This window comes from Actinomycetota bacterium (genome assembly GCA_004297305.1).
Lineage (GTDB): Bacteria > Actinomycetota > Actinomycetes > S36-B12 > FW305-bin1 > FW305-bin1.
In genome coordinates this window covers 157,085-178,026 of the sequence record SCTR01000006.1, presented here as the reverse complement: position 1 = coordinate 178,026, position 20,942 = coordinate 157,085, and the positions used below count along the sequence as shown (strand labels likewise).

Sequence of the window (20,942 nt, the reverse complement as noted above, 5' to 3'; positions counted from 1 at the left end):
TCGTCCGGTTGCGGTGCGACAGGCATGCGCTGATGGCTGTCCGCGTGCCCGTTGGAAGGACCCCTCTTGGCCGCCTCGCGCAAGCCCACCTCGATCCCCCAGCCGCCCGGGCTCAACCGGGTGTCTTTCGCCAAGATCCGTGAACCACTGGAGGTCCCCAACCTCCTGGCCCTGCAGACCGCGAGCTTCGACTGGCTGTTGGGCAACGACCTGTGGAAGGCGCGAGTCGCCGACGCCCTGGACTCCGGCCGTCGCGACGTCCCCACCACCTCGGGCCTCGAAGAGATCTTCGAGGAGATCAGTCCGATCGAGGACTTCTCCGGCACCATGTCGCTGTCGTTCCGCGACCACCGTTTCGAGCCGGCCAAGTACACCGTCGACCAGTGCCGGGAGAAGGACTTCACCTACGCCGCGCCGCTGTTCGTGACCGCGGAGTTCATGAACAACGAGACCGGGGAGATCAAGTCCCAGACGGTCTTCATGGGCGACTTCCCGTTGATGACGAACAAGGGCACGTTCGTGATCAACGGCACCGAGCGGGTCGTGGTCTCGCAGCTGGTGCGTTCTCCCGGCGTCTACTTCGAGCGGACGACGGACAAGACGTCGGACAAGGACGTCTACACCTCGAAGATCATCCCGAGCCGGGGTGCCTGGCTGGAGTTCGAGGTCGACAAGAAGGACATGGTCGGCGTCCGCGTCGACCGGAAGCGCAAGCAGCCCGTGACGGTGCTGCTGAAGGCGCTCGGCTGGACCTCGGAGCAGATCAGCGAGCGGTTCGGTCAGTACGAGTCGATGGTGCAGACGCTGGAGAAGGACCACATCGCCTCGCAGGACGACGCGCTGCTGGACATCTACCGCAAGCTGCGCCCGGGCGAGCCGCCGACTGTCGAGGCGGCGCGGACGCTGCTGGACAACTACTACTTCAACCCCAAGCGGTACGACACGGCGAAGGTCGGCCGCTACAAGATCAACAAGAAGCTGGGGCTGGACCTCGACCTGACGCAGACCGTCCTCACCGTCGAGGACATCGTCGCGACGATCGAATACATCGTCCGGTTGCACAACGGCGACCGCACCTTCACCGGTCCCCGGGGCGAGGTCGTCTGCGAGGTCGACGACATCGACCACTTCGGCAACCGCCGGTTGCGTACCGTGGGCGAGCTCATCCAGAACCAGATCCGGACCGGCCTGTCCCGGATGGAGCGGGTGGTCCGCGAGCGGATGACCACGCAGGACGTCGAGGCCATCACGCCGCAGACGCTCATCAACATCCGGCCGGTCGTCGCCTCCATCAAGGAGTTCTTCGGCACCAGCCAGTTGTCGCAGTTCATGGACCAGACCAACCCGCTGGCCGGACTGACGCACAAGCGGCGGCTGAACGCGCTGGGCCCCGGTGGTCTCTCGCGCGAGCGGGCGGGCTTCGAAGTCCGCGACGTCCATCCCTCGCACTACGGCCGGATGTGCCCGATCGAGACGCCCGAGGGGCCCAACATCGGTCTGATCGGCTCGCTGTCGACGTACGGCCGGGTCAACGCCTTCGGCTTCGTCGAGACGCCGTACCGCAAGGTCGTCGACGGCCGGGTCACCGACCAGATCGACTACCTGACCGCCGACGAAGAGGACCTGCACGTGCTGGCGCAGGCGAATGCGCCGCTGCTGGACGACGGCGCCTTCGCCGAGAGCCGGGTGCTGGTCCGCCGTAAGGACGGCGAGGTCGACTACGTCGTGCCCACCGACGTGGACTACATGGACGTGTCGCCGCGACAGATGGTCTCGGTGGCCACGGCGATGATCCCGTTCCTGGAGCACGACGACGCCAACCGCGCGCTCATGGGATCGAACATGCAGCGCCAGGCCGTGCCGCTGCTGCGTTCGGAGGCTCCGCTGGTGGGTACCGGTATGGAGTTCCGCGCCGCCGTCGACGCCGGCGACGTGATCGTCGCCGAGCAGGGCGGCGTGGTCGCGGAGGTGTCGGCCGACCAGTTGCAGATCGCCAACGACGACGGCACCTACACCACGTACCGGGTGCAGAAGTTCCGCCGGTCGAACCAGGGCACGTCGTTCAACCAGCGCCCGATCGTCGAGGAGGGGCAGCGGGTCGAGGCCGGACAGGTCGTCGCCGACGGCCCCTGCACCGATCTCGGCGAGATGGCATTGGGGCGCAACCTGTTGGTCGCCTTCATGCCGTGGGAGGGCCACAACTACGAGGACGCGATCATCCTCAGTCAGCGGCTCGTCGCCGACGACGTGCTGTCCTCGATCCACATCGAGGAACACGAGGTCGACGCCCGCGACACCAAGCTGGGGCCGGAGGAGATCACCCGGGACATTCCCAATGTCTCCGAGGAGATCCTGGCCGACCTCGACGAGCGCGGCATCATCCGGATCGGCGCGGACGTCGTCAACGGCGACATCCTCGTCGGCAAGGTCACGCCGAAGGGTGAGACCGAGCTGACCCCGGAGGAGCGGCTGCTGCGGGCGATCTTCGGTGAGAAGGCCCGCGAGGTGCGCGACACGTCGCTGAAGGTGCCGCACGGCGAGAGCGGCAAGGTCATCGGCGTGCGGGTCTTCGACCGCGACGAAGGCGACGAGCTGCCGCCCGGCGTCAACCGCCTGGTCCGGGTCTACGTCGCCCAGAAGCGCAAGATCACCGAAGGCGACAAGCTCGCCGGCCGGCACGGCAACAAGGGCGTCATCGCGAAGATCCTTCCGGTCGAGGACATGCCGTTCCTCGAGGACGGCACCCCCGTCGACGTCGTCCTCAACCCGCTGGGTGTGCCCGGCCGGATGAACGTCGGGCAGGTCCTGGAGACCCATCTCGGGTGGGTCGCCGCGACCGGGTGGAAGGCCGACCCGAAGGACCCACGGGCGGCGGTCCTGCCGGCCGAGTGCGTCGAGGCGCCGGCCGGGACCAGGGTCGCGACCCCGGTGTTCGACGGTGCCCGGGAGGAGGAGCTCGCGCTGCTGCTCGGCTCGACCAACACGACGTCGGACGGCTTGCGTTTGGTGGGGGAGGACGGCAAGGCGCGGCTGTACGACGGTCGCACCGGCGAGCCGTTCCCGGCGTCGGTCGCCGTGGGCTACATCTACATCCTCAAACTGCTGCACCTGGTCGACGACAAGATCCACGCTCGCTCGACCGGCCCGTACTCGATGATCACGCAGCAGCCGCTGGGTGGTAAGGCGCAGTTCGGTGGCCAGCGGTTCGGTGAGATGGAGGTGTGGGCGCTCGAGGCGTACGGCGCGTCGTACGCCCTGCAGGAGTTGCTCACCATCAAGTCCGACGACGTGCTGGGCCGGGTGAAGGTCTACGAGGCCATCGTCAAGGGCGAGAACATCCCCGAGCCGGGCATCCCCGAGTCCTTCAAGGTGCTGATCAAGGAGATGCAGTCGCTGTGCCTCAACGTCGAGGTGCTGTCCAGCGACGGCATGTCGATCGAGATGCGTGACACCGACGAGGACGTGTTCCGCGCAGCCGAGGAACTCGGCATCGACCTGTCCCGGCGGGAGCCGAGCAGCGTCGAAGAGGTCTGAGGCCCCCCGGGGGCCGTCATATGACGGTCCCCGCGGCGGCCACCACTGACGAGACGACGAGACGACGCAAAGAAAGAAGCCCACGTGCTGGACGTCAACTTCTTCGACGAACTGCGTATCGGTCTGGCCACGGCCGACGACATCCGCGCCTGGTCACACGGCGAGGTGAAGAAGCCCGAGACCATCAACTACCGGACTCTCAAGCCTGAGAAGGACGGCCTGTTCTGCGAGAAGATCTTCGGTCCGACTCGCGACTGGGAGTGCTACTGCGGCAAGTACAAGCGGGTCCGCTTCAAGGGCATCATCTGCGAGCGGTGCGGCGTGGAGGTGACGCGGGCGAAGGTCCGTCGTGAGCGGATGGGCCACATCGAGTTGGCCGCCCCGGTCACCCACATCTGGTACTTCAAGGGCGTTCCCAGCCGGCTGGGGTACCTGCTGGACCTGGCGCCGAAGGACCTCGAGAAGGTCATCTACTTCGCGGCGTACATGATCACCAGCGTCGACGAGGACGCACGGCACCGCGACCTGCCCAGCCTCGAAGCGCAACTCGGCGTCGAGAAGCAGCAGATCGTGAACCGTCGCGACTCCGACGTGGAGAACCGGCAGAAGAAGCTCGAGGCCGATCTGGCGGAGCTCGAGGCCGAGGGCGCCAAGAGCGACGTACGGCGCAAGGTCCGCGAGTCCGCCGAGCGCGAGATGGCCAGCCTGCGCCGTCGCGCCGACGCCGAGGTCGACCGCCTGGACCGGGTCTTCGACCGGTTCCGCAACCTCAAGGTGCAGGACCTCGAAGGCGACGAGATCCTCTATCGCGAGATGCGCGACCGGTTCGGTCGCTACTTCACCGGCGGCATGGGCGCCGCGGCGATTCAGGCGCGGCTGGAGTCGTTCGACCTGGACGCCGAGGCCGAGAAGCTGCACGAGATCGTGCGTACCGGCAAGGGGCAGCGCAAGACCCGGGCGCTCAAGCGGCTCAAGGTCGTCACTGCCTTCCTCAGCACCACCAACTCGCCGCTGGGCATGGTCCTGGACTGCGTCCCGGTCATCCCGCCGGACCTGCGGCCCATGGTTCAGCTCGACGGTGGTCGTTTCGCCACCTCCGACCTCAACGACCTGTACCGCCGCGTCATCAACCGCAACAACCGGCTCAAGCGACTGCTGGACCTCGGGGCTCCCGAGATCATCGTGAACAACGAGAAGCGGATGCTGCAGGAGTCCGTCGACGCGTTGTTCGACAACGGCCGGCGCGGCCGGCCGGTGACCGGTCCGGGCAACCGTCCGCTGAAGTCCTTGTCGGACATGCTCAAGGGCAAGCAGGGCCGGTTCCGGCAGAACCTGCTGGGCAAGCGGGTGGACTACTCCGGCCGTTCGGTGATCGTCGTCGGCCCGCAGTTGCAGCTGCACCAGTGCGGCCTGCCCAAGCAGATGGCGCTCGAGCTGTTCAAGCCGTTCGTCATGAAGCGGCTCGTCGACCTCAACCACGCGCAGAACATCAAGTCCGCCAAGCGCATGGTGGAGCGGTCGCGTCCGGTCGTGTGGGACGTCCTGGAAGAGGTCATCGCCGAGCACCCGGTCATGCTGAACCGGGCGCCGACGCTGCACCGGCTCGGGATCCAGGCCTTCGAGCCCCAGCTCATCGAGGGCAAGGCGATCCAGATCCACCCGCTCGTGTGCACCGCGTTCAACGCGGACTTCGACGGTGACCAGATGGCCGTCCACCTGCCGCTGTCGGCCGAGGCCCAGGCCGAGGCGCGGATCCTCATGTTGTCCAGCAACAACATCCTGTCGCCGGCCAACGGCCGTCCGATCACCACGCCGACCCAGGACATGGTGCTCGGGATCTACCACCTGACGATCCGCAAAGACGCCGGTGACGGCGCCGGTACGGCGTACTCCTCGGTGTCCGAGGCGCTCATGGCCTTCGATGCCCACGCGCTGGACCTGCAGGCGCCGATCGTGCTGCGGCTGCACGGCGTCGTACCGCCGGAGGGCTACGTGGCTCCGGAGGGCAGCGCCGACGGTGCCGGCGAGGTCGGCCAGGCGTTCCGGATCGAGACCACCCTCGGCCGGGCGCTGTTCAACGAGGCCCTGCCGGTGGACTACCCGTTCGTCGACGCCGAGATCGACAAGAAGGCGCTGGGCGCCTTGGTCAACCGGCTCGCCGAGGGGTACCCGAAGGTGGAGGTCGCGGCGACCCTCGACCGGCTCAAGGCGCTCGGCTTCCACTGGGCCACCCGGTCCGGCGTCACCATCTCGATCTCCGACGTCGTGACGCCGCCGGAGAAGGCGGTGCTGCTGGGCTCGGCCGAGGAGAAGGCCGAGAAGGTGCAGAAGCAGTACGAGCGGGGTCTGATCACCGACTCGGAGCGGCGCCAGGAACTCATCGAGATCTGGACCCGGGCGACCGACGAGGTGGCCCAGGCGATGCAGAAGAACTTCCCGAAGACCAACCCGGTCTACATGATGGTCAACTCGGGGGCGCGCGGAAACTTCATGCAGGTCCGGCAGATCGCCGGTATGCGCGGACTGGTCGCCAACCCCAAGGGCGAGATCATCCCGCGGCCGATCAAGTCCAACTTCCGCGAGGGCCTGTCGGTGCTGGAGTACTTCATCTCCACGCACGGTGCCCGCAAGGGCCTGGCCGACACCGCGCTGCGGACGGCCGACTCCGGGTACCTCACCCGGCGGCTGGTCGACGTCTCGCAGGACGTGATCATTCGCGAGGAGGACTGCCTGACCGACCGTGGCCTGCCGATGGCGATCGCCGAGACCGCGTCGGACGGCACGCTGCGCGTCCTGGACAACGTCGACACGTCGGTGGCGTCCCGGGTGCTGTCCCGTGACGTCCTGGTCGAGGGTGCGCTGGCCGGGTCTGCCGGTGAAGAGCTGTCGGTGACCCGGATCGAGGAACTGGTCGCGGCCGGGGTCGCCGAGGTGCGGGTCCGCTCGGTGCTGACCTGCGAGAGCAAGGTCGGTACCTGCGCGCGGTGCTACGGCCGCTCGCTGGCGACCGGCAAGCTCGTCGATGTCGGCGAGGCCATCGGGATCATCGCCGCTCAGTCGATCGGTGAGCCGGGCACGCAGCTGACGATGCGCACGTTCCACACCGGCGGCGTCGCCGGTGAGGACATCACCCACGGCCTGCCCCGGGTCGTCGAACTGTTCGAGGCCCGTACCCCCAAGGGGGTCGCCCCGATCAGCGAGGTGGACGGCCGGATCCGGATCGAGGACACCGACAAGACCCGCAAGGTCGTCGTGGTGCCCGACGACGGCTCCGAGGAGATCCCGTACACGGTGTCCAAGCGGGCGCGGCTGCTGGTCGAGGACGGTGGCCACATCCAGGTCGGCCAGCAGCTCATGGTCGGCGCGGTGGATCCCAAGCAGGTGCTGCGGATCCTCGGCCAGCGCAACGTCCAGGTGCACCTGGTCGACCAGGTGCAGGAGGTCTACCGCTCGCAGGGCGTGTCGATCCACGACAAGCACATCGAGGTGATCGTCCGCCAGATGCTCAAGCGGGTCACGATCATCGACTCCGGCGACGCGGAGTTCCTCACCGGCGAACTGGTCGAGCGCGGGCTGTTCGAGCGGGAGAACCGGCGGGTGGTGGAGTCCGGTGGTACGCCGGCCGCCGGGCGTCCGGAACTGATGGGTATCACGAAGGCGTCGCTGGCCACCGAGTCGTGGCTGTCGGCGGCGTCGTTCCAGGAGACCACCCGGGTGCTGACCGACGCGGCGATCCACGCCAGGTCGGACTCGCTGCTGGGCCTCAAGGAGAACGTGATCATCGGCAAGCTCATCCCCGCGGGGACGGGCCTGGCGCGTTACCGCAACATCCGCGTCGAGCCCACCGAGGAGGCGAAGTCCACCATGTACGCGTCGTTCACGTCCTACGACGACCTGGACTACTCGGCCTTCGGCCCGGCGTCCGGTGCGGCGGTGCCGCTGGAGGACTACGACATCGGCGGCTACGCACGCTGACTCACCGGTGCCGGGCAACCCCGGTTCCGCTCGCCGGCCGCGGTCGCGACTGCACCGGCGTACGACGTCCCCGACGGGGCGGCTTCCCCCACGAAGCCGCCCCGTCGGGCATTCTGAGACCCGACGCCCGGCCGGGATGTCAGGACGAGGAGGCGGTCGTGACCGAGCAGAACCCTGACGAGGCCGGCAGCGCCACCCCACCGCCGCCACCGGAAGCCTCGCCGGAGCAGGCCGGCTCGCTGCCGCCGAAACCGCGGTGGGGGACCAACCCCCCGGGGTACGTCCCGCCACCGGCGTACGGCACGCCGCCGCCCGGACCGGCGTACGGCACCCAGCCGCCGGCCCCGACCTACGGCGCGGCGCCGGCACCGAACTACAGCGCGCCACCGCCGCCACCGCCGTACGGCGGCATGCCCCCGCCGTACCCGCCGATGGCCTACGGGCCGGGGCCGTACCAGCCGGGCCCGCACGGCTACCCGCCGGCCGGCTACGGCTACGCGCGGCCGCAGGAGACGTCGAGCGACGCGATCGTCGCCCTGGTGCTGTCGATCGTCTCGTGGGCGGTGTTTCCGCTGATCCCGGCGATCATCGCGCTGGTGTTCGCCGGCCGCGCCACCGAGGCGATCGGGGCCTCCGGAGGCCGGCTGACCGGCGAGGGTCTGGTGACCGCGGCGAAGATCGTGTCCTGGATCAACATCGGCCTCTGGCTGCTGATCGGGGCCTTCATCGTGGTGGTCGTCGCGGCGGCGGTGGCCTCGACGTAGCCGTCGACCTGGACGTTTTGACCTGTCCCGGCACCGCCGGGTAGCCTGCTCGACCGTGCCTGGGACGCCCCGGGCATCCGCGCGCGTCCGCGCGCTCTGCTGGGCCTCACGGAGGCCGGAGCGGGGCCGGACGGGCGATGGGCCGCCAATCCACGATCGGTGTGCGTCGCGGCGCCCTGCCAAGGGCGACCCGACACGCCCGACCGCGGGGGCGGGATGATCCGGGGCGAATCGGACACATCGGTTCATCACCACAGAACACGGAGATGCAGTGCCCACGATCCAGCAGCTGGTCCGCAAGGGCCGGCAGGACAAGGTCGCGAAGAACAAGACGCCGGCGCTCAAGGGCAGCCCGCAGCGTCGCGGCGTCTGCACGCGCGTCTACACCACGACGCCGAAGAAGCCGAACTCCGCGCTGCGCAAGGTCGCCCGCGTCCGGCTGTCGTCGGGCATCGAGGTGACCGCGTACATCCCCGGTGTGGGCCACAACCTGCAGGAGCACTCGATCGTGCTGGTCCGCGGCGGCCGGGTGAAGGACCTCCCCGGTGTCCGCTACAAGATCATTCGCGGCTCGCTGGACACCCAGGGTGTGAAGAACCGCAAGCAGGCACGCTCTCGGTACGGCGCGAAGAAGGAGAAGGGCTGATGCCGCGCAAGGGCTCGCCGGGCAAGCGGCCGATCGTCACCGACCCGGTCTACCAGTCGCCGCTGGTCACCCAGCTGATCAACAAGGTGCTGCTGGACGGCAAGCGTTCGGTGGCCGAGCACATCGTCTACAACGCGTTGGAAGGCACCCGGGAGAAGACGGGCACCGATCCGGTGGTCACGCTCAAGCGCGCGCTGGACAACGTGAAGCCGGCGCTGGAGGTCAAGTCCCGCCGGGTCGGTGGCGCCACCTACCAGGTGCCCATCGAGGTGAAGGCGGGCCGCAGTACGACGCTGGCCCTGCGCTGGCTGATCGGCTACTCGCGGCAGCGCCGGGAGAAGACGATGACCGAGCGCCTGATGAACGAGATCCTCGACGCCAGCAACGGGCTGGGCGCCAGCGTCAAGCGGCGCGAGGACACCCACAAGATGGCCGAGTCCAACCGGGCCTTCGCCCACTACCGCTGGTAACAGCGCCGCCGACCGCACTACCCATCCCCACACGACGGAGAAGACACGGTGTCGACCGAGACTGCCCTCGCGCTGGCCAAGACCCGGAACATCGGGATCATGGCCCATATCGACGCGGGCAAGACCACGACGACCGAGCGGATCCTCTTCTACACCGGGATCAACTACAAGATCGGCGAGGTCCACGAGGGCGCCGCCACGATGGACTGGATGGAGCAGGAGCAGGAGCGCGGCATCACGATCACGTCCGCGGCGACGACCTGCCAGTGGCGCGGCCACAACATCAACATCATCGACACCCCGGGCCACGTCGACTTCACCGTCGAGGTGGAGCGCTCGCTTCGTGTGCTCGACGGTGCGGTCACGGTGTTCGACGGGGTCGCGGGCGTCGAGCCGCAGTCGGAGACGGTGTGGCGGCAGGCGGACCGGTACAACGTCCCGCGCATCTGTTTCGTCAACAAGCTCGACCGGGTCGGCGCCGAGTTCCACCGCTGCGTCGACATGATCGTGTCGCGGCTGTCCGCCGTACCGCTGGTGCTGCAGATCCCGATCGGTGCCGAGGCCGACTTCAAGGGCGTCGTGGACCTGGTCGAGATGCGGGCGCTGATCTGGCCCGGGGAGACCAAGAAGGGCGAGGACTACCTCGTCGAGGAGATCCCGGCGAGCCACACCGAGGCCGCCCGCGAGTGGCGTGACCGGCTGCTGGAGACCATCGCCGAGGCCGACGACGACATGATGGAGAAGTACCTCGAAGGCGAGGAGCCGTCGGTCGCCGAGCTGCAGGCGGCCATCCGCCGCGCGACGCTGGCCAGCAAGCTGACTCCGGTGCTGTGCGGTTCGGCCTTCAAGAACAAGGGCGTGCAGCCCATGCTCGACGCGGTCGTGGCGTATCTGCCCTCGCCGCTGGACGTCGAGGCGATCAAGGGCCACAAGCAGGGCGACGAGGACGTCGTGATCGAGCGCCACCCCAGCGACGACGAGCCCTTCGCCGCGCTCGCCTTCAAGATCATGACCGACCCGCACCTCGGCAAGCTCATCTACGTACGCGTCTACTCCGGCCAGCTGATCCAGGGCTCGCAGGTCCTCAACGCGACGAAGGACCGCAAGGAGCGCATCGGCAAGATCTACCGGATGCACGCGAACAAGCGTGAGGAGATCTCGGCGGTGGGCGCGGGCCAGATCGTGGCCGTGATGGGGCTGAAGGACACCACCACCGGCGAGACCCTCTGCGACCCGGCCAATCCCGTGGTGCTGGAGTCGATGAACTTCCCGGCGCCGGTCATCCAGGTCGCCATCGAGCCGAAGTCCAAGGGAGACCAGGACAAGCTCGGCACGGCGATCCAGCGGCTGTCCGAGGAGGACCCGACCTTCCAGGTCCGCACCGACGAGGAGACCGGGCAGACGCTCATCTCCGGCATGGGCGAGCTGCACCTGGAGATCCTGGTCGACCGGATGCGCCGCGAGTTCAAGGTCGAGGCCAACGTCGGCAAGCCCCAGGTCGCGTACCGCGAGACGCTGACGAAGCGCGTCGAGAAGGTCGACTACGTCCACAAGAAGCAGACCGGTGGTTCGGGCCAGTACGCGAAGGTCCTCATCGACGTCGAGCCGACCGGGGGTGGCGACGGCGGGTACGAGTTCGAGAACAAGGTCACCGGCGGTCGCATCCCGCGGGAGTACATCCCGTCGGTCGACGCCGGCTGCCAGGAGGCCATGGAGTACGGCGTCCTGGCCGGCTACCCGATGGTCGACGTCAAGGTGACGCTGCAGGACGGCGCCTACCACGAGGTCGACTCCTCCGAACTGGCATTCAAGATCGCCGGCTCGATGGCCTTCAAGGAGGCCGCCCGCCGGGCCGGTCCGGTGCTGCTCGAGCCGATGATGGCCGTCGAGGTGACGACGCCGGATGACTTCATGGGCGACGTGATCGGCGACCTGAACTCCCGTCGTGGCCAGATCCAGGCTATGGAAGAACGCGCCGGCGCCCGGATCGTCAAGGCGCTCGTGCCGTTGTCGGAGATGTTCGGCTACGTCGGCGACCTGCGCAGCAGGACCCAGGGACGGGCGAGCTACTCCATGCAGTTCGACTCGTACGCCCAGGTTCCGCAGAACGTGGCGACCGAGATCATCGCGAAGGCGAGGGGCGAGTGAGCTTGCGAACGAGCCCCGAGGCGAGCCCATCGATCGCGAAGGCGAGGGGCGAATAGCCCCCTCTCCACCACCAGTAGTACCCCCACTGCCGGACCGAGTGGACGGCGACAGAACGAAGGTCTAGGAGGACCCACCGTGGCGAAGGCGAAGTTCGAGCGGACTAAGCCGCACGTCAACATCGGTACGATCGGGCATATCGACCACGGCAAGACGACGCTCACGGCGGCGATCACCAAGGTCCTGCACGACAAGTACCCTGACGTCAACCCCTTCACGCCGTTCGACCAGATCGACAAGGCGCCGGAGGAGCGGCAGCGCGGTATCACGATCTCGATCGCGCACGTCGAGTACCAGACCGAGGCGCGGCACTACGCGCACGTCGACTGTCCTGGTCACGCCGACTACATCAAGAACATGATCACCGGTGCCGCCCAGATGGACGGCGCGATCCTGGTGGTCGCGGCGACCGACGGCCCGATGCCGCAGACCAAGGAGCACGTGCTGCTGGCCCGCCAGGTCGGCGTGCCCTCGATCGTCGTGGCACTGAACAAGTGCGACATGGTCGACGACGAGGAGATCCTCGAGCTCGTCGAGCTCGAGGTGCGGGAACTGCTGTCGCTGTACGAGTTCCCCGGCGACGACATCCCCGTGGTCCGGGTGGCGGCCGCGCCGGCGCTGCAGGGCGACGCCAAGTGGGCCGACGCGATCCTTGAGCTCATGGGCGCGGTCGACGAGTACATCCCGACCCCGGAGCGGGAGATCGACAAGCCGTTCCTCATGCCGATCGAGGACGTCTTCACGATCACCGGCCGCGGCACGGTCGTGACCGGCCGGATCGAGCGCGGCATCGTCAAGGTCAACGAGGAGATCGAGATCGTGGGCATCCGCCCCGGTCCGGCCACCAAGACGACCGTCACCGGTGTCGAGATGTTCCGCAAGCTGCTCGACGAGGGCCAGGCCGGTGAGAACGTCGGCCTGCTGCTGCGCGGCACCAAGCGGGACGACGTCGAGCGCGGCCAGGTCATCTGCAAGCCGGGGTCGATCACTCCGCACACCGACTTCGAGGCGCAGGTCTACATCCTGTCCAAGGACGAGGGCGGGCGGCACACGCCGTTCTTCAACAACTACCGGCCGCAGTTCTACTTCCGCACCACCGACGTGACCGGAGTGGTGACCCTCCCCGAGGGCACCGAGATGGTCATGCCCGGTGACAACACCGAGATGACGGTCGCGCTGATTCAGTCGATCGCCATGGAGGACGGCCTGAAGTTCGCCATCCGTGAGGGTGGCCGGACCGTCGGCGCCGGCCGGGTCACGAAGATCCTCAAGTAGTCGCATCGCGGTGCACGGCGAGGCAGCCCCGGCTGCCTCGCCGCGCACCGGGCGCCAGCCGCCAGCACCATCGCCACCGCAGCACCCGGACACGTGAAGGACGCCCCCATGGCGGGACAGAAGATCCGCATCAGGCTCAAGGCCTACGACCACGAGGTCATCGACAGCTCGGCGCGCAAGATCGTCGAGACGGTGACCCGCACCGGTGCGCAGGTCGCGGGTCCGGTGCCGCTGCCGACGGAGAAGAACGTCTACTGCGTGATCCGCTCGCCGCACAAATACAAGGACAGCCGCGAACACTTCGAGATGCGCACGCACAAGCGGCTCATCGACATCCTCGATCCCACGCCGAAGACGGTCGACTCGCTGATGCGGCTCGACCTGCCGGCCGGGGTCGACATCGAGATCAAGCTCTGACAGGGACATCGTGACGATGGCTACCAACGTGAAGGGCGTGCTGGGCGAGAAGCTCGGCATGACCCAGGTCTGGGACGACGCGAACTGCGTCGTCCCGGTGACCGTGGTCAAGGCCGGGCCGTGCGTGGTCACCGCAGTCCGCACCGCGGACTCCGACGGCTACACCGCGGTCCAGATCGCCTACGGCGCGATCGACCCGCGCAAGGTCACCAAGCCGCTGGCAGGCCACTTCGCCAAGGCCGGCGTGACCCCGCGCCGGCACCTGGTCGAGGTCCGCACCGAGGACGCGACCGAGTACACCCTCGGTCAGGAGCTCGGCGCGGACACCTTCGAGGCCGGGCAGGACGTCGACGTCGTCGGGACCACCCGCGGCAAGGGCTTTGCCGGCGTCATGAAGCGGCACGGGTTCCACGGTCTGCGCGCTTCGCACGGCGTCGAGCGCAAGCACCGGTCGCCGGGCTCGATCGGTGGTTGCGCGACGCCGGGCCGGGTGTTCAAGGGCATGAAGATGGCCGGCCGGCTCGGCGGCGTACGACAGACCACGCAGAACCTCACGGTCCACAGCGTCGACGCCGAGAACGGTCTGCTGCTCATCAAGGGCGCCGTGCCAGGCCCCAAGGGCGGCCTCGTCTTCGTCCGTACCGCGGCGAAGGGAGCCTGAGGGTGTCCAGCATCGAGGTCCGCACCCCGGCCGGTGAGGCGGCAGGGCAGGTCGAGCTGCCCGAGGCCGTGTTCGACGTGCAGGTCAACGTGCCGCTGATCCACCAGGTCGTGGTCGCACAGCTGGCGGCGGCCCGGCAGGGCACCCACGACACGAAGACCCGCGGCGAGGTCCGAGGCGGCGGCCGTAAGCCGTACCGGCAGAAGGGCACCGGCCGGGCCCGGCAGGGTTCGACCCGGGCGCCGCAGTTCGTCGGCGGTGGCGTGGTCCACGGCCCGACGCCGCGTGACTACGCCCAGCGGACGCCGAAGAAGATGAAGGCGGCCGCGCTGCGCGGGGCACTGTCCGACCGGGCCCGCGAGGGCCGCGTCCACGTGCTGACCGCGCTGGTCGACGGCGAGGTGCCCTCGACCAAGGCGGCGGCGACGACGCTGGCCTCGGTGTCCACCCGCCCGCACGTCCTCGTGGTGCTCGAGCGCGACGACGTGGTGGCCTGGAAGAGCCTGCGCAACCTCGACACCGTGCACGTGCTGGCCGTCGACCAGCTCAACACCTACGACGTCCTGGTCAGCGACGACGTCGTGTTCACCCAGACCGCGCTGGCCACCTTCGTCGCCGGTCCGGCGCGGGGCAAGAGTGCCAAGGCAGTGGCGACCGAGGCGGAGGTGCAGTCGTGAGGATCCCCGACCCGCGCGACATCCTGCTGGCGCCCGTGATCTCGGAGAAGAGCTACGGCCTGCTCGACGAGAACAAGTACACGTTCGTGGTGAGCCCGGACGCCAACAAGACCCAGATCAAGATCGCCGTGGAGCAGGTGTTCGGCGTCCGGGTCACCGGCGTCAACACCAGCAACCGGCAGGGCAAGACGGTCCGGACCCGCAAGGGGCTCGGCCGTCGCGCGGCGACCAAGCGCGCGATCGTCTCGCTGGCCCAGGGCGACCGCATCGACATCTTCGGGGGCCCGGTCAGCTGACCGGGACCACGCCGAGACGACCGACGAGACGGAAGAGCGATGGGAATCCGCAAGTACAAGCCGACGACCCCGGGCCGACGTGGCTCGAGTGTCGCCGACTTCGTCGAGATCACCCGGTCCGAGCCGGAGAAGTCGCTGGTCCGCCCGCTGCCCAAGAAGGGCGGCCGCAACAACTCGGGCAAGATCACGACGCGTCACCAGGGTGGCGGCCACAAGCGTGCCTACCGGCTGATCGACTTCCGCCGCGCGGACAAGGACGGTGTGCCCGCCACGGTGGCGCACATCGAGTACGACCCGAACCGGACCGCGCGCATCGCGTTGCTGCACTTCGCCGACGGGGAGAAGCGCTACATCGTGGCGCCGACCCGGCTGAAGCAGGGGGATCGGGTCGAGACCGGCGCCTCGGCCGACATCAAGCCGGGCAACAACCTGCCGCTGCGCAACATCCCGGTCGGCACGGTGATCCACGCCGTGGAGCTGCGGCCCGGCGGCGGCGCCAAGATCGCGCGCTCGGCCGGATCGAGTGTCCAGCTGGTCGCCAAGGACGGGCCGTACGCGCAGCTTCGGATGCCGTCCGGTGAGATCCGCAACGTCGACGTCCGGTGCCGGGCGACGGTCGGCGAGGTCGGCAACGCCGAGCAGTCCAACATCAACTGGGGCAAGGCCGGCCGGATGCGCTGGAAGGGCAAGCGCCCCACGGTCCGTGGCGTGGCCATGAACCCGATCGACCACCCGCACGGTGGTGGTGAGGGCAAGACCTCCGGTGGCCGGCACCCGGTCAACCCGAACGGCAAGCCCGAGGGTCGTACCCGCAAGGCGCACAAGCCGAGCGACAAGTTCATCGTCCGCCGCCGCAAGTCCGGCAAGAAGCGCTGAGGAATCCGATGCCGCGCAGCCTGAAGAAGGGCCCGTTCGTCGACGACCACCTGGCCAAGAAGGTGGACGCACAGAACGACAAGGGCACGCACAACGTCATCAAGACGTGGTCTCGCCGCTCGATGATCGTGCCGGCCATGCTCGGCCACACGATCGCGGTGCACGACGGCCGCAAGCACGTGCCGGTGTTCGTCACCGAGCAGATGGTCGGGCACAAGCTGGGGGAGTTCGCTCCCACCCGCACCTTCCGCGGCCACGTGAAGGACGACCGCAAGTCCAAGCGCCGCTAGGCGCCCACCCCGTCACCACGGGATCGATCGACCGCAGCAGCACCGTCCGACCAGATCGGCCGACAGCAAGGGGACAGCGATGGAAGCCAGGGCCCAGGCGCGCTACGTGCGCGTTGCGCCCATGAAGGCGCGCCGCGTGATCGACCTGATCCGCGGCCTGCCGGCGGCGCGAGCACAGGCCGTCCTGCGGTTCGCTCCGCAGGCCGCCAGCGAGCCGGTGGGCAAGGTGCTCGACAGCGCCATCGCCAACGCCACCAACAACCACAACCTCGACGCCTCGACGCTGATCGTCTCCGCGGCGTACGTCGACGAGGGACCCACGCTCAAGCGGTTCCGGCCGCGCGCGCAGGGCCGGGCGTACCGGATCCGCAAGCGCACGAGCCACATCACCGTTGTCGTCGAGCCCGCCCCCGCGGCCGCGTCGACCACCGGCAAGTCGACTACCGGCAAGAAGGGGTGACCCACTCGTGGGCCAGAAGGTAAACCCGCACGGCTTCCGCCTCGGTATCACCACGGACTTCACGTCCCGGTGGTTCGCCGACTCGGCGAAGTCCGGCCAGCGTTACCGCGACTACGTCGCCGAGGACGTGAAGATCCGCAAGCTGATGTCCAAGGGCATGGAACGCGCCGGCATCAGCAAGGTCGAGATCGAGCGCACCCGCGAACGCGTCCGGGTGGACATCCACACGGCTCGTCCCGGCATCGTCATCGGCCGCCGGGGGGCGGAGGCCGACCGGATCCGCGGCGACCTGGAGAACCTCACCGGCAAGCAGGTGCAGCTGAACATCCTCGAGGTGAAGAACACCGAGACCGATGCGCAGCTGGTGGCGCAGGGGGTCGCCGAGCAGCTCAGCAGCCGGGTCTCGTTCCGCCGGGCGATGCGCAAGGCGATGCAGAGCGCGCTCAAGGGCGGGGCCAAGGGGATCCGGGTCCAGGTGTCCGGCCGGCTCGGCGGCGCGGAGATGAGCCGCACCGAGTTCTACCGGGAAGGCCGCGTTCCGCTGCACACGCTGCGCGCCGACATCGACTACGGCTTCTACGAGGCCCGCACGACGTTCGGCCGGATCGGCGTGAAGGTCTGGGTCTTCAAGGGTGACGCGCTGCCCAGCCGCGCCGAGCGTGAAGCCGCGGCCGCCGCGGCCCGGCTCGGGCAGCGACGGGCCGCCGACCGGGGTCCGGCGGGTCGCCGTCCGGCCCGGCCGCGCGAGGACGGCGCACCGGAGGCCGCTGCGGTGGGTGCCTCGGCCGAGGCTCCGGCCACTGCCACTGCCACCGCCACCGCGACTGAGCCCGCGACGGAGGCCTGACGATGTTGATTCCCCGCCGGGTCAAGCACCGCAAGCAGCACCACCCCGATCGCGGTGGCGCTGCCAAGGGCGGCACCCGGGTCGTGTTCGGTGAGTGGGGCCTGCAGTCGACGGAGTCGGCGTACGTCACCAACCGCCAGATCGAGTCCGCGCGTATCGCGATCAACCGGCACATCCGGCGTGGCGGCAAGGTCTGGATCACCATCTATCCCGACCGGCCGCTGACGAAGAAGCCGGCCGAGACCCGGATGGGCTCGGGCAAGGGCTCGCCGGAGTGGTGGGTCGCCAACATCAAGCCGGGGCGCGTGCTCTTCGAGCTCAGCTTTCCCAACGAGAAGGTCGCGCAGGAGGCACTCAAGCGGGCCGCGCACAAGCTGCCGATGAAGTGCCGCATCGTGCGCCGCGACGTGGCAGGGGAGAACTGATGGCCGCCGGAACGAAGACCACGGACTTGCGTCCGCTGGACGACGAGGAGTTGGTCGCCCGGCTGCGGGAGTCGAAGGAGGAGTTGTTCAACCTCCGCTTCCAGTCGGCGACCGGTCAGCTGGAGAACCACGGACGGCTGCGCGCCGTACGCAAGGACATCGCCCGGATCTACACGGTCATGCGTGAGCGCGAGCTCGGGATCACGCCGGTCGAGGACGAGGGCGCGGCATGAGCGAGAAGGTCGGGATGAGCGAGACGAGCGAGCGCGGCAACCGCAAGGTCCGCGAGGGACTCGTGGTCAGCGACAAGATGGACAAGACCGTCGTGGTCGCTGTCGAGGACCGCTTCAAGCATGCGCTGTACGGCAAGGTCGTGCGCCGCACGAGCAAGCTGAAGGCGCACGACGAGGCCAACGAGGCGGGCGTGGGCGACCGCGTGCTGCTGATGGAGACCCGGCCGCTGTCGGCCACCAAGCGGTGGCGTGTGGTCGAGGTGCTCGAGAAGGCCAAGTAGTCAGTACGTCGCGAGGGCCGGGCACCGCCGGCCACCAGTTCGGCCAGGCTCGCCCCGTCGAGAACCGGCACGACGATCAGGAGACACAGCAATGATCCAGCAGGAGTCGCGGTTGCGCGTCGCCGACAACACCGGGGCCAAGGAACTCTTGTGCATCCGGGTGCTCGGCGGCTCGGGACGGCGCTACGCCGGTATCGGCGACGTCATCGTCGCCACGGTCAAGGACGCGATCCCCGGCGGTGGGGTGAAGAAGGGCGACGTGGTCAAGGCCGTCATCGTCCGCACCACCAAGGCACGCCGGCGTCTGGACGGGTCGTACATCCGCTTCGACGAGAACGCCGCGGTCATCCTCAAGGCGGACGGCGAGCCGCGTGGCACCCGCATCTTCGGCCCGGTGGGCCGGGAGCTGCGGGAGAAGCGCTTCATGAAGATCATCTCGCTGGCTCCGGAGGTGCTGTAGCGCCATGGCAGGTCTGCAGATCAAGAAAGGCGACACCGTCCAGGTCATCTCCGGCAAGGACAAGGGCGTCAAGGGCAAGGTCATCGCGGTCCTGACCGAGTCCGAGCGGGTCCTGGTCGAAGGGGTCAACCGGATCAAGAAGCACACCAAGGTCGGCCAGTCCGCCCGCGGTGCCAAGACCGGCGGCATCGTCACCCAGGAAGCTCCGGTCCACGTCTCCAACGTCATGATCGTCGACCCGGAGGACGGCCGGCCCACCCGCGTCGGGTTCCGGCGCGAGCAGGTCGAGCGCACCCGGCCGGACGGTACGACGTACACCGGCTGGCGCAGCGTGCGCATTTCCCGACGTACCGGTAAGGACATCTGATGAGTACGGCCACCGAGACCTCGGCACGTCCCGTGCCCCGGCTCAAGCAGCGCTACCGCGACGAGATCGCTCCCGCGCTGCGCGAGGAGTTCGGCTACGCGAACGTCATGCAGGTCCCCGGCCTGACCAAGGTCGTGGTGAACATGGGCGTCGGCGAGGCCGCGCGTGACTCCAAGCTGATCGAGGGTGCCATCCGGGACCTGACCGACATCACCGGTCAGCGCCCGCAGGTCACCAAGGCCCGCAAGTCGATCGCCCAGTTCAAGCTGCGCGAGGGCATGCCGATCGGCGCCCACGTGACGCTGCGCGGCGACCGGGCGTGGGAGTTCGTCGACCGGCTGGTGTCGATCGCGCTGCCCCGTATCCGTGACTTCCGCGGCCTGTCGCCGCGGCAGTTCGACGGCAACGGCAACTACACGTTCGGTCTCAACGAGCAGTCGATGTTCCACGAGATCAACCAGGACCGGATCGACCGTGTCCGTGGCATGGACATCACCGTCGTGACGTCCGCGACGACCGACCCCGAAGGCCGCGCCCTGCTCCGGCACCTCGGCTTCCCGTTCAAGGAGTCCTGACCGTGGCGAAGAAGGCACTGATCAACAAGGCGAACGCCAAGCCGAAGTTCGCCGTGCGCGGCTACACCCGGTGCAACCGCTGCGGGCGCCCGCATGCGGTGTACCGCAAGTTCGGGCTGTGCCGGGTGTGCCTGCGCGAGATGGCGCACCGCGGCGAGCTCCCGGGCGTCACCAAGAGCAGCTGGTAGACCACGACGCCGCAGGTCCCCGGTGAGATCCGCAGGGGATACCACGGCGAGGAAGGTTGCACCGTCATGACCATGACCGACCCGATCGCAGACATGCTCACGCGGCTGCGCAACGCGAACTCCGCGCACCACGACACCGTGGCAATGCCGTACTCCAAGATCAAGGCGGGCATCGCCGCGATCCTGCAGCGCGAGGGCTACATCGCCGGCTTCCGCACCGAGGAGGCCGCCGTCGGCCAGACGCTGGTGCTCGACCTGAAGTTCGGGCCGAACCGCGAGCGCTCCATCGCCGGGATTCGCCGGGTGTCCAAGCCCGGGCTGCGGGTGTACGCCAAGAGCACCACCCTGCCGCGAGTCCTGGGCGGCCTGGGCATCGCGATCATCTCGACGTCATCCGGCCTGCTCACCGGTCAGCAGGCGGCCAAGAAGGGCGTGGGCGGGGAAGTCCTCGCCTACGTCTGGTAGCGGGAGGCAGACACATGTCGCGCATCGGCAGGCTGCCGATCACCGTGCCGTCCGGGGTCACCGTCGACCTGAGCGGTAGCGCGGTGACCGTCACCGGACCCAAGGGCACCTTGACCCACACTGTGGCCGCTCCGATCGAGGTCCAGGTCGCCGACGGGTCGGTCATCGTGACCCGTCCCGACGACGAACGGGCGTCGCGATCGCTGCACGGCCTCACCCGCACGCTGGTGGCCAACATGGTGGTCGGGGTGACCGAGGGCTACCGCAAGACGCTGGAGATCGTCGGCACCGGCTACCGGGTGCAGGCCAAGGGCACCGCACTGGAGTTCGCCCTCGGTTTCAGCCACCCGGTCCACGTCGAAGCCCCCGAGGGCATCAGTTTCGCCGTCGAGTCCCCGACGCGGTTCTCCGTCGCGGGCATCGACAAGCAGCAGGTCGGCGAGGTGGCCGCCAAGCTCCGCAAGTTGCGCAAGTCCGACCCTTACAAGGGCAAGGGACTGCGCTACGAGGGCGAGGTCATCCGTCGCAAGGCAGGGAAGGCAGGCAAGAAGTAGC

General features: G+C 68.5%; 24 protein-coding genes. All 24 read left to right on the top strand.

Going from position 1 to position 20,942, the window contains the following annotated elements; genetic code table 11:
- Positions 1–36: 36 nt before the first annotated feature.
- The 24 genes from rpoB to EPO13_03575 all read left to right on the top strand — a co-directional run bounded on the left by rpoB (position 37) and on the right by EPO13_03575 (position 20,941).
- Positions 37–3,534, top strand: a complete 3,498-nt coding sequence (rpoB, locus tag EPO13_03690) for a DNA-directed RNA polymerase subunit beta (protein ID TAK70089.1) — start codon at positions 37–39, stop codon at positions 3,532–3,534.
- 84 nt (positions 3,535–3,618) lie between these two features.
- Positions 3,619–7,509, top strand: a complete 3,891-nt coding sequence (locus EPO13_03685; protein ID TAK70088.1) for a DNA-directed RNA polymerase subunit beta' — start codon at positions 3,619–3,621, stop codon at positions 7,507–7,509.
- Between the two features lie 158 nt (positions 7,510–7,667).
- Positions 7,668–8,273 carry a DUF4190 domain-containing protein gene (locus tag EPO13_03680; GenBank protein ID TAK70087.1) on the top strand — a complete coding sequence of 202 codons (606 nt, stop codon included), beginning with the start codon at positions 7,668–7,670 and terminating at the stop codon, positions 8,271–8,273.
- A 271-nt stretch (positions 8,274–8,544) separates the two neighbouring features.
- Positions 8,545–8,919 carry a 30S ribosomal protein S12 gene (locus tag EPO13_03675; protein ID TAK70086.1) on the top strand — a complete coding sequence of 125 codons (375 nt, stop codon included), beginning with the start codon at positions 8,545–8,547 and terminating at the stop codon, positions 8,917–8,919.
- Positions 8,919–9,389 carry a 30S ribosomal protein S7 gene (locus EPO13_03670; protein ID TAK70085.1) on the top strand — a complete coding sequence of 157 codons (471 nt, stop codon included), beginning with the start codon at positions 8,919–8,921 and terminating at the stop codon, positions 9,387–9,389. Before EPO13_03675 ends, EPO13_03670 begins: the two co-directional genes overlap by 1 nt.
- 48 nt (positions 9,390–9,437) lie before the next feature.
- Positions 9,438–11,537, top strand: coding sequence for an elongation factor G (gene fusA / locus EPO13_03665; GenBank protein ID TAK70084.1), 2,100 nt, complete (start codon positions 9,438–9,440; stop codon positions 11,535–11,537).
- Positions 11,538–11,672: 135 nt separating this feature from the next.
- Positions 11,673–12,869 carry an elongation factor Tu gene (tuf, locus tag EPO13_03660; GenBank protein ID TAK70083.1) on the top strand — a complete coding sequence of 399 codons (1,197 nt, stop codon included), beginning with the start codon at positions 11,673–11,675 and terminating at the stop codon, positions 12,867–12,869.
- Between the two features lie 108 nt (positions 12,870–12,977).
- Positions 12,978–13,286 (top strand): 30S ribosomal protein S10, encoded by a 309-nt coding sequence (locus tag EPO13_03655; protein TAK70082.1) that lies wholly within the window; start codon positions 12,978–12,980, stop codon positions 13,284–13,286.
- Positions 13,287–13,302: 16 nt separating this feature from the next.
- Positions 13,303–13,947, top strand: coding sequence for a 50S ribosomal protein L3 (locus EPO13_03650; protein ID TAK70081.1), 645 nt, complete (start codon positions 13,303–13,305; stop codon positions 13,945–13,947).
- 2 nt (positions 13,948–13,949) lie between these two features.
- Positions 13,950–14,624 carry a 50S ribosomal protein L4 gene (locus EPO13_03645; protein TAK70080.1) on the top strand — a complete coding sequence of 225 codons (675 nt, stop codon included), beginning with the start codon at positions 13,950–13,952 and terminating at the stop codon, positions 14,622–14,624.
- Positions 14,621–14,920 carry a 50S ribosomal protein L23 gene (locus tag EPO13_03640; protein TAK70079.1) on the top strand — a complete coding sequence of 100 codons (300 nt, stop codon included), beginning with the start codon at positions 14,621–14,623 and terminating at the stop codon, positions 14,918–14,920. Before EPO13_03645 ends, EPO13_03640 begins: the two co-directional genes overlap by 4 nt.
- A gap of 39 nt (positions 14,921–14,959) precedes the next feature.
- Entirely contained in the window at positions 14,960–15,796 is an 837-nt protein-coding gene (locus EPO13_03635; protein ID TAK70078.1) for a 50S ribosomal protein L2, read from the top strand.
- An 8-nt stretch (positions 15,797–15,804) separates the two neighbouring features.
- Entirely contained in the window at positions 15,805–16,086 is a 282-nt protein-coding gene (locus EPO13_03630; protein ID TAK70077.1) for a 30S ribosomal protein S19, read from the top strand.
- Positions 16,087–16,165: 79 nt separating this feature from the next.
- Positions 16,166–16,546, top strand: a complete 381-nt coding sequence (locus tag EPO13_03625) for a 50S ribosomal protein L22 (protein ID TAK70076.1) — start codon at positions 16,166–16,168, stop codon at positions 16,544–16,546.
- Between the two features lie 7 nt (positions 16,547–16,553).
- A complete protein-coding gene (locus EPO13_03620; GenBank protein ID TAK70075.1) occupies positions 16,554–17,393 on the top strand; it encodes a 30S ribosomal protein S3 in 840 nt (279 codons plus the stop codon).
- 2 nt (positions 17,394–17,395) lie between these two features.
- On the top strand, positions 17,396–17,818 hold the full coding sequence (locus EPO13_03615; protein TAK70074.1) for a 50S ribosomal protein L16: 423 nt from the start codon (positions 17,396–17,398) through the stop codon (positions 17,816–17,818).
- The gene (locus tag EPO13_03610; GenBank protein TAK70073.1) at positions 17,818–18,051 is read left to right on the top strand and encodes a 50S ribosomal protein L29; all 234 of its coding nucleotides are present in this window, start codon (positions 17,818–17,820) and stop codon (positions 18,049–18,051) included. Before EPO13_03615 ends, EPO13_03610 begins: the two co-directional genes overlap by 1 nt.
- Complete coding sequence (locus EPO13_03605) at positions 18,048–18,332, top strand: 30S ribosomal protein S17 (protein ID TAK70072.1); 285 nt, start codon at positions 18,048–18,050, stop codon at positions 18,330–18,332. The genes EPO13_03610 and EPO13_03605 overlap by 4 nt, the downstream gene beginning before the upstream one ends.
- Before the next feature lie 91 nt (positions 18,333–18,423).
- Complete coding sequence (locus EPO13_03600) at positions 18,424–18,792, top strand: 50S ribosomal protein L14 (GenBank protein TAK70071.1); 369 nt, start codon at positions 18,424–18,426, stop codon at positions 18,790–18,792.
- A 4-nt stretch (positions 18,793–18,796) separates the two neighbouring features.
- Positions 18,797–19,159: a 50S ribosomal protein L24 gene (locus EPO13_03595; protein TAK70070.1), complete on the top strand. Its 363-nt coding sequence runs from the start codon at positions 18,797–18,799 to the stop codon at positions 19,157–19,159.
- Positions 19,159–19,734: a 50S ribosomal protein L5 gene (locus EPO13_03590; GenBank protein TAK70069.1), complete on the top strand. Its 576-nt coding sequence runs from the start codon at positions 19,159–19,161 to the stop codon at positions 19,732–19,734. Before EPO13_03595 ends, EPO13_03590 begins: the two co-directional genes overlap by 1 nt.
- Positions 19,735–19,736: 2 nt before the next feature.
- On the top strand, positions 19,737–19,922 hold the full coding sequence (locus EPO13_03585; protein TAK70068.1) for a type Z 30S ribosomal protein S14: 186 nt from the start codon (positions 19,737–19,739) through the stop codon (positions 19,920–19,922).
- A 66-nt stretch (positions 19,923–19,988) separates the two neighbouring features.
- Positions 19,989–20,387, top strand: a complete 399-nt coding sequence (locus EPO13_03580) for a 30S ribosomal protein S8 (GenBank protein TAK70067.1) — start codon at positions 19,989–19,991, stop codon at positions 20,385–20,387.
- A 14-nt stretch (positions 20,388–20,401) separates the two neighbouring features.
- Positions 20,402–20,941, top strand: a complete 540-nt coding sequence (locus EPO13_03575) for a 50S ribosomal protein L6 (protein TAK70066.1) — start codon at positions 20,402–20,404, stop codon at positions 20,939–20,941.
- Position 20,942: the final 1 nt, after the last annotated feature.